9 protein-coding genes are annotated in these 13,399 nt (G+C 62.1%); 2 read left to right on the top strand and 7 right to left on the bottom strand.

Going from position 1 to position 13,399, the window contains the following annotated elements:
- Positions 1-122: 122 nt before the first annotated feature.
- From EJA72_RS13610 to paoA, 4 genes are all read right to left on the bottom strand, one after another.
- Complete coding sequence (locus EJA72_RS13610) at positions 123-3,527, bottom strand: Ig-like domain-containing protein (protein ID WP_157711952.1); 3,405 nt, start codon at positions 3,525-3,527, stop codon at positions 123-125.
- 274 nt (positions 3,528-3,801) lie between these two features.
- A complete protein-coding gene (gene paoC / locus EJA72_RS13615; protein ID WP_157711953.1) occupies positions 3,802-5,997 on the bottom strand; it encodes an aldehyde oxidoreductase molybdenum-binding subunit PaoC in 2,196 nt (731 codons plus the stop codon).
- A complete protein-coding gene (locus EJA72_RS13620) occupies positions 5,994-6,950 on the bottom strand; it encodes a xanthine dehydrogenase family protein subunit M (RefSeq protein ID WP_157711954.1) in 957 nt (318 codons plus the stop codon). Before EJA72_RS13620 ends, paoC begins: the two co-directional genes overlap by 4 nt.
- Positions 6,947-7,588, bottom strand: a complete 642-nt coding sequence (paoA, locus tag EJA72_RS13625; protein ID WP_157711955.1) for an aldehyde dehydrogenase iron-sulfur subunit PaoA — start codon at positions 7,586-7,588, stop codon at positions 6,947-6,949. Before paoA ends, EJA72_RS13620 begins: the two co-directional genes overlap by 4 nt.
- A gap of 242 nt (positions 7,589-7,830) precedes the next feature.
- Here paoA and EJA72_RS13630 point away from each other — a divergent pair, with 242 nt between their 5' ends.
- Positions 7,831-8,514, top strand: a complete 684-nt coding sequence (locus EJA72_RS13630; RefSeq protein WP_157711956.1) for a GNAT family N-acetyltransferase — start codon at positions 7,831-7,833, stop codon at positions 8,512-8,514.
- Positions 8,515-8,870: 356 nt separating this feature from the next.
- On the opposite strand, the gene EJA72_RS13635 is transcribed toward EJA72_RS13630, so the two are convergent.
- Both EJA72_RS13635 and EJA72_RS13640 read right to left on the bottom strand, forming a co-directional pair.
- Complete coding sequence (locus EJA72_RS13635; RefSeq protein ID WP_157711965.1) at positions 8,871-9,998, bottom strand: P1 family peptidase; 1,128 nt, start codon at positions 9,996-9,998, stop codon at positions 8,871-8,873.
- 159 nt (positions 9,999-10,157) lie between these two features.
- Positions 10,158-11,261 carry a polyamine ABC transporter substrate-binding protein gene (locus EJA72_RS13640; protein ID WP_157711957.1) on the bottom strand — a complete coding sequence of 368 codons (1,104 nt, stop codon included), beginning with the start codon at positions 11,259-11,261 and terminating at the stop codon, positions 10,158-10,160.
- A 111-nt stretch (positions 11,262-11,372) separates the two neighbouring features.
- Between EJA72_RS13640 and EJA72_RS13645 the strand changes: the two genes are divergently transcribed.
- The gene (locus EJA72_RS13645; RefSeq protein WP_178129352.1) at positions 11,373-12,146 is read left to right on the top strand and encodes a helix-turn-helix transcriptional regulator; all 774 of its coding nucleotides are present in this window, start codon (positions 11,373-11,375) and stop codon (positions 12,144-12,146) included.
- A 181-nt stretch (positions 12,147-12,327) separates the two neighbouring features.
- Here EJA72_RS13645 and EJA72_RS13650 read toward each other — a convergent pair whose 3' ends face one another.
- Positions 12,328-13,263 carry a class I SAM-dependent methyltransferase gene (locus tag EJA72_RS13650; protein ID WP_157711958.1) on the bottom strand — a complete coding sequence of 312 codons (936 nt, stop codon included), beginning with the start codon at positions 13,261-13,263 and terminating at the stop codon, positions 12,328-12,330.
- Positions 13,264-13,399: the final 136 nt, after the last annotated feature.

A 13,399-nucleotide genomic window follows, 5' to 3' on the forward strand; every position in this document is an offset into this window, starting at 1 on the left:
ACTTTAGGCGGTTCGACCAGGGAGAAAAACGGGGCGGCGATCCGCACTCTCTGGACCGATTTGTCCGTAATCGATGAACGCCCGGTCCACAGTGCGTGGGCCGGGCGCCAATCGAAGCTTCTTTAATGCACGGCTATCGGCGCCGTCGCCGTCTGCCCGAACGCCGAGCGCACGGTGAGGGTCGGGTTCGGTGTCGGGCCACTGCCGGTCGTGGTCACCGATACCCGCCAACGGGCGCCCGTGCCGATGGGCGTCAGGGTCGCCGTCCCCAGGTTCAGCGGCCCGGCGGTGGTCGATACACTGACGGTGAGGTTGTTGCCCGCCGCCCGCGAGGTCGTACCGGCGATGTCCCAGGTGTAGCGGCTGTTGCTGCGCACGGAGACCGAGGCGCTGGTCACCTGCAAGTCCTCGTTGACCGCCGCTGCACTGACCGCCACGGACACCGTCGCCGGATTTGCCGAGACCGCGTCCTTGGCGTCGCTGACGCTATAGGCGAAGGTCGCGGTGAACGGCGCGGCAACGGTGGCCGGTGGCGTGTAGGTCACACGCACGCCATCGGTGCTGACCGAGCCCTGGCCGGAGTCAGGCTGGTTCAGGCCCACCACTTTCAGCGGTACGTTACCGTCCGGGTCCGTGTCGTTGGCCAGCACGTTGATGATCACGGGTTGCCCCGTGTTGCTGATGGCGCTGTCAGGGTTGGCGATCGGTTTCTTGTTTTCGCCCTGATTGTTTTCGTCACCGTTACCGCCGGTGCGGAAGGTCGGCAGCGCGGCGGAGTTCACGTAGGTGACACCGTCCCAACCCGGCAGGGGCGTTGGCATCAACTGGAACTGGCCCGGATGCTCGACATCCCAGCGCAACAGCATCGAGGAGTCCTCGTGCTGGGTGTTGTGGCAGTGCTCCATGTAAGTGCCGGCGAACTCACGGAAGTGAATCGCCATTTCCACATCCACCGAACTGTCGATGCCTTCGCCGATCCGGTACACGTCCTTGCGCGCACCTTTTTCCCATTCCGGCGGGGCCTTGCCGTCGCGGCTGAGAATCACGCCTTCCTCGAAATGCACATGCACCGGATGGTTCCAGCCGTTGCCACCGTTCTTGATTTTCCACACTTCGAGGGTGCCGTCGCCGGAGAAGCCGGCATCGGTCGGACCGTTGGCGAGTTGCGGTGCGGCGCTGAGCCGGCGGGGGTCCATGTTGTAGCCAAAACCGCCGTCAGTCTTGACGGTCCAGGGTGCCTCGTCGGTACCGTCGGAGCGGCCGAAGACAAACTCGCGATGGCGCGCCGCCTTGAGTTTGGCCTGGTCTGCCACGCTGTCACGATCAATGGTCAGCGGGATCATGATCTTGCCCGCCGCCTTGCCCGGTTTCGCCGGCTCGTAATCGGCCGGGTTCATGCTCACATCCGTGCCGCTGTAGGGCTGAACCAATAGCTGCATGAACTTGCCCACCACGGGGTCACCCTTGTCCCACTCGGGACCTTTGCTGCCCTGTTTGATGACCGCTTTGTATTTCTCGGACAGCACGTCGGCCAGGCTCAGCCCGTTCTTCTCCGGACCCTTGCCTGTCTTGTGTTCCAACAGGTTGACGAAATACAGCTTGTCGCCCGGCTTGATGCCGTTTTTCGCGAAGTTGATGATAATGTCGTAGCGTTCGGCAATGCCTTGAGTCGGCAGGATCGCATTGTGGTTCTGCTTATCGCCGTCACCGTCCAGGTCCATGCTGCCGTCGAATGGCACGGCGTGTTCCATGAGGTTGCCATCGTTGCCGATCATGTGGAACGGAACGCGGGCGTAGGACACGCCGGAGCCTGAAGGCCCTGGAAACTCGCCGCCATTACCGGCAATCTCGCGCACCACGGCAATCTTCAGGTAGCGTGACACCGAGCCATTGAGAATGCGGAAGCGATAGCTGCGCGCACGCACTTTCAGTTTTGGCTGGTACTGCCAGTTGACCAGAATCTGGTCGCCGAGAAAGCCGTCGGTGTTGAACGGGTTGAACCACAACTGGCCGTTTGCGTCCCAGGCCTTGTCCGCCACCACCAGGTTGACGTCGTAGTCGCGGTTGCCCCAGGGCAGCGCCGAACCACTGGGCAAACGCAGGTTGACGCCGTCCTCGATCGCTTCGTTACCGCGATCCAGCGCGCTGTAGTAGTTCATCATCACCGCGTTGCCCTTGTAGACATTCTGTGCGGTGAAATCGAGCATGTGGTCGTGGAACCAGTGGGTACTCATGGTCTCGCGCCAGTCGCCACGAATCCGGATCGTGCCGTTTTCGCAGGTCTTGAGGCCTGGCGAGGCGTCGTTGACGAACAGCGTCTCGCCCGGTGAGCAAGGGAACGCCGCGCGCGGGTCATGGGCATCGGTGTTGATGGTGTCATAACCGGCCAATTGCATCGGCCAGCGATAGTCGTAGTACTGCCCGGGAAAGAAAAACGCGTTGGCATAGCCATCGCTCTCGGCCGGGGAGTGGCCGTTGTGTTCGTGGGTACTGATGGTGTGCAGGCCGAAACCCATGTTGGCCGCAGGATCAATGGGCAGGGCGTTGTAATGGCGCATCAGCAGCGGTTGACCGTAACGCACCATGAGCAGTTTCGGTGGAAAGGTGCCGTCAAAGGTCCATACCGAGTTGTGATTCTGCAGCGGGAAATTCGGGTGGAAACGCGTGTCGATCCCTTTGGTCGTGCCCGTGGTGGTTGGTATGTCCGAGGTCTGGTAATAGAGCCCGCCAGGGCCGAATTCTCCCACGGTGTAATTGTGCAATTGCTTGCGATCACGCAGGCCGAGGTTGGTCCGGGCACCGGCCTGTACGGTTTTGTAAGCGGTCTGCGGGTAGAACTCATTCCAGCGTTGGTGCGACCAGCCTTTTCCCGGCGGGCGCCCTTCGGCCGGCGAACCCACCGGATGACGGTTGAGGAAGGTTTCGATTTGCGCCTTCCAGGGGTTGCGGTCGAGCACATTGGAGAACTGCGACGGAAACGGGAACAATCCCGGTTGGCGCAGGAAGGCATCCAGCGCGGCGCTGGAAGGGCCGCTGCGGGCGACGTTGTTCGGATCCTGCTGCGGTGCCGGGCCTAGTGTGGGGACCGGGAAGGTCAGAGTCGGTGCCGGCGTCGTCGGGTCGAGTTTTTCCGGGCCGAACTCCTCGAACAACAGCAACTGCTGGGTGAACGGCTGGGCGCCGAACAGCGGGCTGGGTTTGCCGTTGGTGGGGAAATTGAACGACGTTTGCGCGGCCGGCGGCAGGACGTTGTCTGCGCGCGGGGTGTCCCGGTCGCCGAAGACACCGTCGGGCAAGGCCAATGAGCCCTGGTTGGCCTCAGGTAACAACTTCAGGGCCTCCAGCGCCGCGGCGGGGTCGGCAGGAGGATTGGAATAGGCTGAAGGATCGGTCGGTGGCGGTGGGTCGACATCATCGATCGGCGCTGCGCTGGCCGTGTTCAGGCCAAAGGTGATCAGCATCAGGGTGGCAATACCCGAACTTCGGAAGAAGTCGGGCGACTTGTTCGCAGGAGTTGAGCTTTTCATGGTGGTTCTCTCGGGGCATGCCGGCGTGGCGGCACTTGCAAAACGCTTCCAGCAAGAGCCGCGCCAACCCGGAGGCGAGCTGCAAATCTGTTTTAAATCAGCTGTTTGTGATTTACACGGATAAATCAATGGCGTTCAGACTGGGGGAAAGTCCTCAGCTTTGGGTGGGGGGACTTAAGTCGGGAGGGACGCGCCGCGACCTTGTACGCGATGAGCCAAGCCCCCGGCAGGCTGTCACAGCCGGTAGCAGGCGTTGGCAGGTTTCGAGGCGGCTTTAAATCATCGGCGGTAAGGTGTCCAGAAGCTTGTCGAGCGTGATCGGATATTCCCTGATCCGCGCGCCTGTCGCGTTGTAAATGGCGTTGGCAATCGCCGCGCTGACGCCACACAGGCCCAACTCGCCTACCCCCTTGGCTTTCATCGGTGATGACATCGGGTCGGTTTCATCGAGAAAAATGACTTCTTGATGGGGAATGTCCGCGTGCACCGGCACCTCGTAACCGGCCAGGTCGTGATTGACAAAAAAGCCCCGGCGCTTGTCCACCACCAGGTCTTCCATCAATGCCGCACCGACACCCATGGTCATGGCACCGATCACCTGACTGCGGGCTGACGTCGGGTTTAAAATTCGCCCGGCTGCGCATACGGCCAGCATCCTTCTCACGCGAGTTTCCCCGGTGGCGCTGTCGACCGCGACTTCGACGAAATGCGCGCCGAAGGTGGATTGCTGGTACTTGTCGCTCAGTTCGGCGAACTCGATGGTATCGTCGGCCACGATTTCTCCCGCTTGCGCGAGGCTGCCCAATGGCACGATTTTACCGGCGACCCGCACTTCGCTGTCGATGAACACCGCTTCGTCCGCATTTACCCCCAAGCGTTGTGCAATGGCCTCACGGAGTTTGACGCAGGCCGCATACACCCCGGCCGTCGAGCAGTTGCCGCCGAATTGCCCACCCGAGCCTGAGGACACTGGAAAGCTTGAGTCGCCCAGCCGCACGACAACCTTGTCGAGCGGCACCCCCAGCATTTCTGCCGCCGTCTGACCGATGATGGTGTAGCTGCCGGTGCCGATGTCAGTCATGTCGGTTTCCACGGTCACGATCCCCTGATCGTTCAATCGCACGCGTGCGCCAGATTTCACCTGGAGGTTATTGCGAAACGCGACGCCTACCCCCATGCCAACCAGCCACCGGCCTTCGCGCTGCGTGCCCGGTTGTGCGTGGCGCTTGATCCAGCCAAAGTGGTTGGCCCCGATGCGCAGGCATTCGGTCAGTTGACGGGTGGAAAAAGGTCGGTCGGGTTGAGTGGGATCAACCTGGGTGTCATTGAGGATCCGGAACTCGATCGGGTCCAGTTTCAGCTGCTGCGCCATCTCGTCCATGGCAATTTCCAGCGCCATCATCCCGGGCGTTTCACCGGGTGCACGCATGGCGTTGCCTTCCGGGAGGTCAAGTATCGAGAGCCTCATCGACACCAGGCGGTTTGCCCCGGCATACAGCAATTTGCTCGGCTGCGCGGCACGCTCGACCTTGCCGCCGGGCAAGTCGCCGGACCAGCCTTCGTGGCCGATGGCGGTGATCTTGCCATCGCTCGTGGCGCCAATGCGGATGCGTTGGATGGTTGCCGGGCGGTGGGTGGCGTTGTTGAAGATCATCGGGCGCGCGAGCGCGGCTTTCACCGGCCTGCCGGCCAGGCGTGCGCCGAGGGCCGCGAGCAGTGCATCGGAACGAATGAACAGCTTGCCGCCGAATCCGCCGCCGACGTAAGGCGAGATTAACCGCACGTTGCGCTTTGGCACGCCGAGGGTGGTCGCCAGATCGGTGACAGACCAGTCGATCATCTGGTTGGAGGTCCACAGCGTCAGTTGGTCGTCTTGCCAGGACGCCATTGAAGCGAAGGGCTCCATCATCGCGTGGGCCTGGTCGGGCGTGGTGTAGGTCTGGTCCAGCTGCATGGGGGCCGCAGCGAAGGCGCTGGCAAAATCGCCATGGACACTGTCCGGCATTTCCTCGGTTTGCACTGCCGTATCGCGGGTGCTGGCGAGATCGAAGCTACCTTGCGCACTCACGTAGTCGACACTGACCAGTTGAGCCGCGGCCCGAGCCTGTTCGAACGTCTCGGCCACCACCAACGCAACGGCCTGGTGGTAGTGCTGGACGTCAGGGCCAGCCAGCAGTTTTGCGGTGTTGTATTTGCCCTTGCCAAGCTTGCCGGCATTCTGGGCTGTCACGATGGTGATCACGCCGGGCGCCGACTGCGCTTGTTGCAGATCCATCGACGCGATGCGTCCCTTGGCGATAGCCGAGCCAACCACCACGCCATAGGCCTGATTCGGTACGGCATCGTGGTGTTCGTAGGCGTAGGGTGCACGACCACAGGTCTTGAGCGGCCCTTCGATGCGGGGCGTGGGTTTGCCGACCACTCTCAACTGGTCGATGGGGTTGGTCGTGGCGGGGGTGTCGAATTTCATGCTTGAGCCCTCGCTTGCGCCATCACCGAGGCGAGCGTGCGCTCGACCAACGTCAGTTTGAAGGCGTTTTCAGGGGTGGGGGTGGCGCCGGCGAGCAACTGTTCGGTCAATGCTTTTGCGCCTTGCGCCATTGCCGGTTCTGCCGCTTCCACTCGCCATGGCTTGGGCGCAACACCGCCCAGCGCCACGCGGCCAGAGCCATCCGGGCGAATCACCACGCCCACCGAAATCAGGGCAAACGCGTAAGACGCACGGTCACGGACCTTCTGGTAAATGTGCGTGCCGCCCAGGGGCGGTGGCAGCGTGACACTGGTAATCAGCTCGTGCGCGGTCAACGTGGTTTCGATGTTCGGCGTACCGCCAGGCAGTCGATGCAAGTCCGCTATGGGAATCACCCGGGTGCTGCCGTCGGACCGTACGGTTTCAACGTGCGCATCGAGGGCGCGCATCGCGACGGCCATGTCACTGGGGTGCGTGGCGATGCAGGCGTCACTGACCCCGATGATGCCCAACGGCCGACTGAAACCGCTGATGGCCGAGCAGCCGCTACCCGGTTGACGTTTGTTGCACGGCTGGTTGGGGTCGTAAAAATAAGGGCAGCGGGTGCGTTGCAGCAGGTTGCCTGCGGTGGTTGCCATGTTGCGCAGCTGACCCGATGCACCGGCGAGGAGGGCGCGGGAGAGCAATCCATAGTCTTTCCGGATCCGGGCGTCGGCGGCCAGATCGGTGTTTTTCACCAGGGCACCGATTCGCAAGCCGCCTTCGGGGGTGGCTTCTATGCGATCCAGGGCGAGGCCGTTGAGGTCGATCAACTGCGTCGGCGTTTCGATCTCGAGTTTCATCAGATCCAGCAGATTGGTGCCGCCGGCGATGAACCGCGAGTCAGTGCCTTGGGCCGCCATCGCCGCGGCTTCTGCCGGGGACCCGGCGCGTAAATAGGTGAAGGGCCTCATACGCTAGCCTCCGCGACCTCAGTGATCGCTTGAATGATGTTGGAGTACGCGCCGCAACGGCAGATATTGCCGCTCATGCGTTCCTGGAGTTCACTGGCGATCAGTTGGGGCGGCTCGGTAAGGCTGGGGCTGACGTGACTGGGAATGCCGTCGCGTATCTCACCGAGCACCGCAACCGCCGAACAGATCTGTCCCGGCGTGCAATACCCGCATTGATAGCCATCGTGCTTGATGAACGCGGCCTGCATCGGATGAAGTTTTTCCGGCATACCGAGCCCTTCGATGGTGGTGATCTGCGAGCCTTCGTGCATCACCGCCAGGGTCAGGCAGGAATTGATGCGCCGACCATCGGCAATCACTGTGCATGCGCCGCACTGGCCGTGGTCGCAGCCTTTTTTCGTCCCCGTCAATTGCAGATTCTCGCGTAATGCATCGAGCAGGGTAGTGCGCGTGTCGACATCCAGCGCCCGCGCTTCACCGTTCACCGTTATCGACACCTTGGAGTGGACCGGGCGTGCGGCATTGACCGCCGAGGCACGCGCGCAGATGAACGGTGGAAGCGCCAACGCCGTTGCAGTGACGGTGCCGACTATCAGGAACGTGCGTCGGGTCATGGGTTTCAGCTCGCGGTTGGCCATGGGTCGATTCCTTTGGATTGCTGGCCTCGCCAGCACTTCATCTAGGAGTGACCTTGTTGCTCGCTGAAGGTTTATTCGGATTTCGGCTATAGAGTTATGCGTGCGGCACATAAATGAATGAGGCGTGGCTGTCGCGTCTGGCCTCTTCACAAACATCCAGCATCACTGTCGACACCTCGGCACGTTATGATAGGCACGCCCACGAGCACACTCGTCACCTTCGCCCCAGAATCAGAGCCACAATGCCCCACATCACGCACTACAAGACCCCGATCCCAGAACACCTCAACAGCCAGATCCTGCAGATGGTCGTCGATAACCTGACCGACATCAGCATGGTCGCGATCCCGCCGAGCAACCTGTTGTACAACGTGTACCAGTACGCGATCGGCTATGAGGTTCACCTCTATCTGGAGGCGCTGAACGGGGCGAAGGGGATTGCCGTGGAGCTGATCGTCGCGACGGACGTGGACGATCCGGAAAAGGTCATCGGCTTCTTGCTGTACCTGCCGATCAAGGACGATCCCGACGCGTGCGGCGTGGCGTACATGGCGGTGCAGGCGGACCAGCGTCGCCAGGGCATCGCGCGCAGGATGCTGCGGGAGATGGTCGGTCGCTATCCCCATGCCGAGCTGACCTGTGCCGTGGCCAAGGTGCCGTGGTTTGAGTCGATGGGTTTCCAGGTGCTGGGCGTGCGCGGGACGCAGGTGTTGATGAACTCGCGCGATCACCGTTCCGACGGCTTGATGGGGCTGCTGGATGTGGCGTCGATCTACAGCTCGCTGGAAGTGCGGCAAATTCATACCTACCTGCTGCAAAAACACGGCAAGCGGGCGATGCTCGATGCGGAAAAACAGCGTGACCGGCATTTGGACCAGATGACGCGCAAGGCCAGTGAGTTTGTTCGTGAGCGATTGGGCGGGTAGCATTTTTTAAGTTGCCAGTAGAGCAAACTGTGGCGAGGGAGCTTGCTCCCGCTGGGTTGCGTAGCAGCCCCAAAATTCTGGCAACAATGACTTTTTTGTGAGTGCTGCGCACTCAAGCGGGAGCAAGCTCCCTCGCCACAGGTTTCACTCGACACATTCCGGCCAATGCCGGATTTTTTGCGCTTAAAAAAGAGCCTCAACGCTCTCAGATGGGGAGGAAGGGGAGCCCTGAGGCTCAAGATGCGCATGAAACAAGGGGTGAGCTTGATAGGGGTTCAATGCACTCACCCCCTACGCAACGGCTTGAGCAAACAAACGGCTGCGTAGATTTATCGTAGGAAGTTGGGCTTTCGCCCTCAAGTACCGCTAGTCGCTTCCCCCGGCCAGCCGGCCCGGTGCAAGGCGTTGAGCAACGTTTGTGCATCCAGCCCCGGTACCGCGTGCCCGTTGCCCTCGGCAGTGTCGCCCGCCAGCAGCGCATTGATGATGGCTTCTTCCACGGCCTCGGTGGCCGCCAGGAACAACTCACTGATGTGGTCGTTGTTGACCATGCTCAGGTGATCGGTGGTGGGCGCACGCTTTTTCTCGTAGGCGGCCGGTGGCACGTGATTGCCCGTGGCGAAGGCGATGAAAATGTCACCGCTGTGGTCTTCATTGCCGCCGCCGGTGCGGGCCAGGCCAAGGCTGGCGCGTTGGGCCAGGCGCGTGCATTGATGCGGCAGCAACGGCGCATCGGTGGCCAGGCACACCACGATCGAGCCCATCCCCGGATGCGGCAGCGACGCTTTGAGGAACGGCGAGTCGGCCTGTTCCATGTAGCGCCCGACGGGGTAGCCGTCGACGCGCAATTCGTTACGGATGCCGTGGTTGGCCTGGACGATGGCGCCGACCGTCCAGCCGCCCTGGGCACTGTCCAGCCGCCGCGAAGCGGTGCCGATGCCGCCCTTGAATTCGTGGCAGATCATGCCGCTGCCGCCCCCCACCGAACCTTCGATCACCGGGCCGCCGACCGCGGAACGCAGGGCTTCAGCCACGTGTTCAGGTTTTACATGGAAGCCGTTGATGTCGTTGAGCAAACCGTCGAAGGTTTCCAGCACCACCGGCATGTTCCAGTAGAGCCGCCCGTCATCCGGTTGCTGTTCGCGGTCCAGCACAATCAGGGCATCGCGCACCACGCCCAGGCTGTGGGTGTTGGTGAAGGCGATGGGGCTGGTCAACAGGCCGGCCTCGCGAATCCACTCCAGGCCGGTGGCGTCACCGTTGCCGTTCAGCACATGAACGCCGGCGAAGCACGGTTGCTGGCTGGTGGAACCGGCACGCGGTTCGATCAGGGTGACGCCGGTCAGGATGTCGTGGCCGTTGGCGGTGCGACCTCGCACGTTGCTGTGGCCGACGCGCACGCCGGGCACATCGGTGATGGCGTTGAGCGGGCCGGGTTGCAGTTGGCCGAACTGGATGTTCAGGTCGCGGGCACGTGGTTTCATCATTATTCTCATCTTCATTACATGGCAGAAAAATCGGGTTCGGACACCGAACCTGTAGGAGTGAGCTTGCTCGCGATGGCGGTGTATCAGTCGACATCATCGTTGCCTGACACACCGCCATCGCGAGCAGGCTCACTCCTACAGGGGGGGGCGGTGGATTTACTGGCCGTTTTTGACCTTGCTCCAGACCCGCGTCCGCACCCGCTCAGTCGCCGGCGGCAACGGCTGGAGGGTAAACAACGTCGCCAGTGCTTCGGCCGACGGATACACCGCCGGGTTGGTGCGGGTCGCTTCTGCCACCAGCGGTGTCGCGCTGCGGTTGCCGTTCGGGTAGTTGAGGTGGTCACTGACCGGGGCGATGACGTCCGGGCGCATCAGGTAGTCGATGAAGGCCAGTCCCTGTTGCGGATGCGGCGCATCCTTGAGCAGCACCAGCGTGTCGAACCACACCGGCGCGCCTTCCTTCGGCAAGCTGTAGGCGATCTTCACGCCGTTGTTGGCCTGCTCGGCGTTGGTCTTGGCTTCCAGCATCGCGCCGGACCAACCCACCGCAACGCAGATATTGCCGTTGGCCAGGTCGCTGATGAATTTCGACGAGTTGAAGTAGGCGATATGCGGACGCAACTTCAGCAGCAATGCTTCAGCCTTCTTGTAATCCTCGGGGTTGGTGCTGTTCGGCGGCAGGCCCAGGTAGTGCAGGGCGACCGGCAGCATCTCGGACGGCGAGTCGAGCATCGCCACGCCGCACTGGCCGAGTTTGGCCAGGTTGTCCTCGTTGAACACCAGGTCCCAGGAGTCCACCGGCGCCTTGTCGCCCAATGCTGCGCGGACTTTGTCGACGTTGTAGCCGATGCCATTGGTGCCCCACAGGTACGGCACGGCGTATTGGTTGCCGGGATCGTTGTTGGCCAGTTTCGCCAACAGATCGGTGTCCATGTTCTGGAAGTCCGGCATTTGCGCGCGGGGCAGTTTCGCCAGGGCACCGGCCTTGATCAGGGTCGGCAGGCTGAAGTTACTGGCCACCACCACGTCATACCCGCTGCGGCTGGTGAGCAGTTTTCCTTCCAGCACTTCGGCGCTGTCGAAGGTGTCGTAGACCGGTTCGATCCCGGTGTCGCGCTTGAAGTCGTGCAGGGTGTTGGGACCGATGTAGTCGTACCAGTTGTAGACGTGAACGGTCGGGCTGTCGGCGGCTACGGCCGACAGCGAAACGCACAGACAGGCGCTCAGGCCGAGATTGATCTGCAAGCGGCGACGACTCATGATGCGGCACTCCTGGCCTGCTGAAGGCCGGTGATGAACAGGTGCTCGCAGCGTATCGGCAGGCGGGGTGCTCACCCATTCCCATCATGGGTTACTCGAAAGGGGTAGTGCGTGGACGCGTTGTTGAAAGAGTTGCCGGTGCACCAGGGGCTGGCGCGGATGTTCGGTGCGGTGGGGCAGGCCGGTTTCTGGCGTGCGCTGGTGGACACCCTGCGCCTGCTGGTGCCGCTGGACAACGCGTTGGTCGCGGTGATGCAGTCGGGCCGCGTGCCGCGATTGCTGATCGATTTCGACTCCAAAGGTGGCGCCGCCGAACACGAAGAACTGGCCGATTACAGCGCTGGCATGTACCTGCTCGATCCGTTTTACCAGGCGGCCTGCGCCGGTATTGCCGACGGTCTGCACAGCCTGCAATCGGTCGCTCCGGACCAGTTCCAGCAGAGCGAGTACTACCTCAGTTACTTCAGTTCGGTGGTCGGCGCTGACGAGTTGCAGTTCATGGTCAACACCGAGGGCGCCGTGCTCGGGTTGTCGCTGGGGCGCGCGACAGCCTTCACCCTCGAAGAACAGGGGCGTCTGTTATGTGTGCGTGATTGGGTGCTGGCGGCGATGCACCGGCACTTGCAATTGATGCCAGCGGAGCGCCCGGCCACGGAGGCGGTGGCCGGCGATCTCGCCAGTTTGCTGGATCACTTTGACGCACGCCTGACGGCACGGGAAATCGAAACGGCGCGCCTGATTCTCCAAGGCTTCTCAAGCAAGGCGATTGCCCAGCAACTGGCGATTTCACCGGAAACGGTGAAGGTGCATCGGCGCAATCTGTATCACAAGCTCAATGTGAACGGGCATGGGGAGTTGTTTGCGTTGGTGTTGCAGCCGCGTTGAGCCTCGGCTGATGGGTTGAATGTCCCAAAGCAATCGCGAGCAGGCTCGCTCCCACAGGGGTTTTGTGTGCACCTCGATCCAATGTAGGAGCGAGCCTGCTCGCGATGGCAGCAACTCGGTCTCACATTGAAATGCGATCAAAGGTGGGAGCGAGCCTGCTCGCGATGGCCGCGCCTCGGTCTTACAGCTGGAACACCAGCGCCTTCAGCCCACACTCGACATCCGCATCCGGAAACTCCGGCGGGTTCTCCAGCCGTTGCACAAAATGCAGGCTCGGGGCTTCGCGGGTGACGCCGTCGATGAGGAAGTCCGCGCCGAACGCCGGGTCGTTCATGCAGGCCAGGACAGTGCCTTGCGGACTGAGCAATTCCGGCAGTCGACGCAACACGCGCTGGTAATCCTTGGTCAGCAGAAAACTGCCTTTCTGGAAGGACGGCGGGTCGATGATCACCAGGTCATACGGGCCCTTGCCGATCACCTTGCCCCAGGATTTGAACAGGTCATGCCCCAGGAAACTGACCTTGCTCATGTCGTGGCCGTTGAGTCGGTGGTTGTCGCGGCCACGGTTCAGGGCCGGGCTGGACATGTCCAGGTTGACCACCTGCGTTGCGCCCCCTTCGATGGCCGCCACCGAGAACCCGCAGGTGTAGGCAAACAGGTTCAGCACGCGCTTGCCTTCGGCATTCGCCCGCACCCAATCGCGGCCGTAACGCATGTCGAGGAACAGACCGGTGTTCTGCTTGCGCCCCAGGTCCACCCGATACAGCAGGCCGCCCTCGGTGATCGTCAGCTCGTCGATCTCGTCCCCCAACAGCCATTCGGTGGTGCTTTGCAGCAGGTAGCGATGCTGCAACAGCAAGGCGCGCGCGCCGGATTGCGCCCACTCCGGGGATTGGGTGATGCGCAGCAAACACTGTTTCAACGCGTCCAGTTGCGCCGCTTCCGGCTCCTTGAACAGCGCTACCAGCACCACGCCCTGCAGCCAGTCGACGGTCAATTGCTCCAGCCCCGGCCAGCAGCGGCCACGCCCGTGAAACAGTCGACGGGTTTCGGCGGGTGGCGTGGCCAGTGCCGTCAGCAAATGGGCATTGAGGGTGGCGAGGGCGTCTGAGTTCATCGGGTTGGGTCGGCAATTTGAGGGGGCGGCATTTAACCATAGTTGCGTGTTGAGCGGATCACCTCAAATCCCCTGTAGGAGCGAGCTTGCTCGCGATGGTGTGTCAGCTACGCCGGAGTCAACTGACACACCATCG

Source organism: Pseudomonas sp. PB120, assembly GCF_009761815.1.
GTDB lineage: Bacteria > Pseudomonadota > Gammaproteobacteria > Pseudomonadales > Pseudomonadaceae > Aquipseudomonas.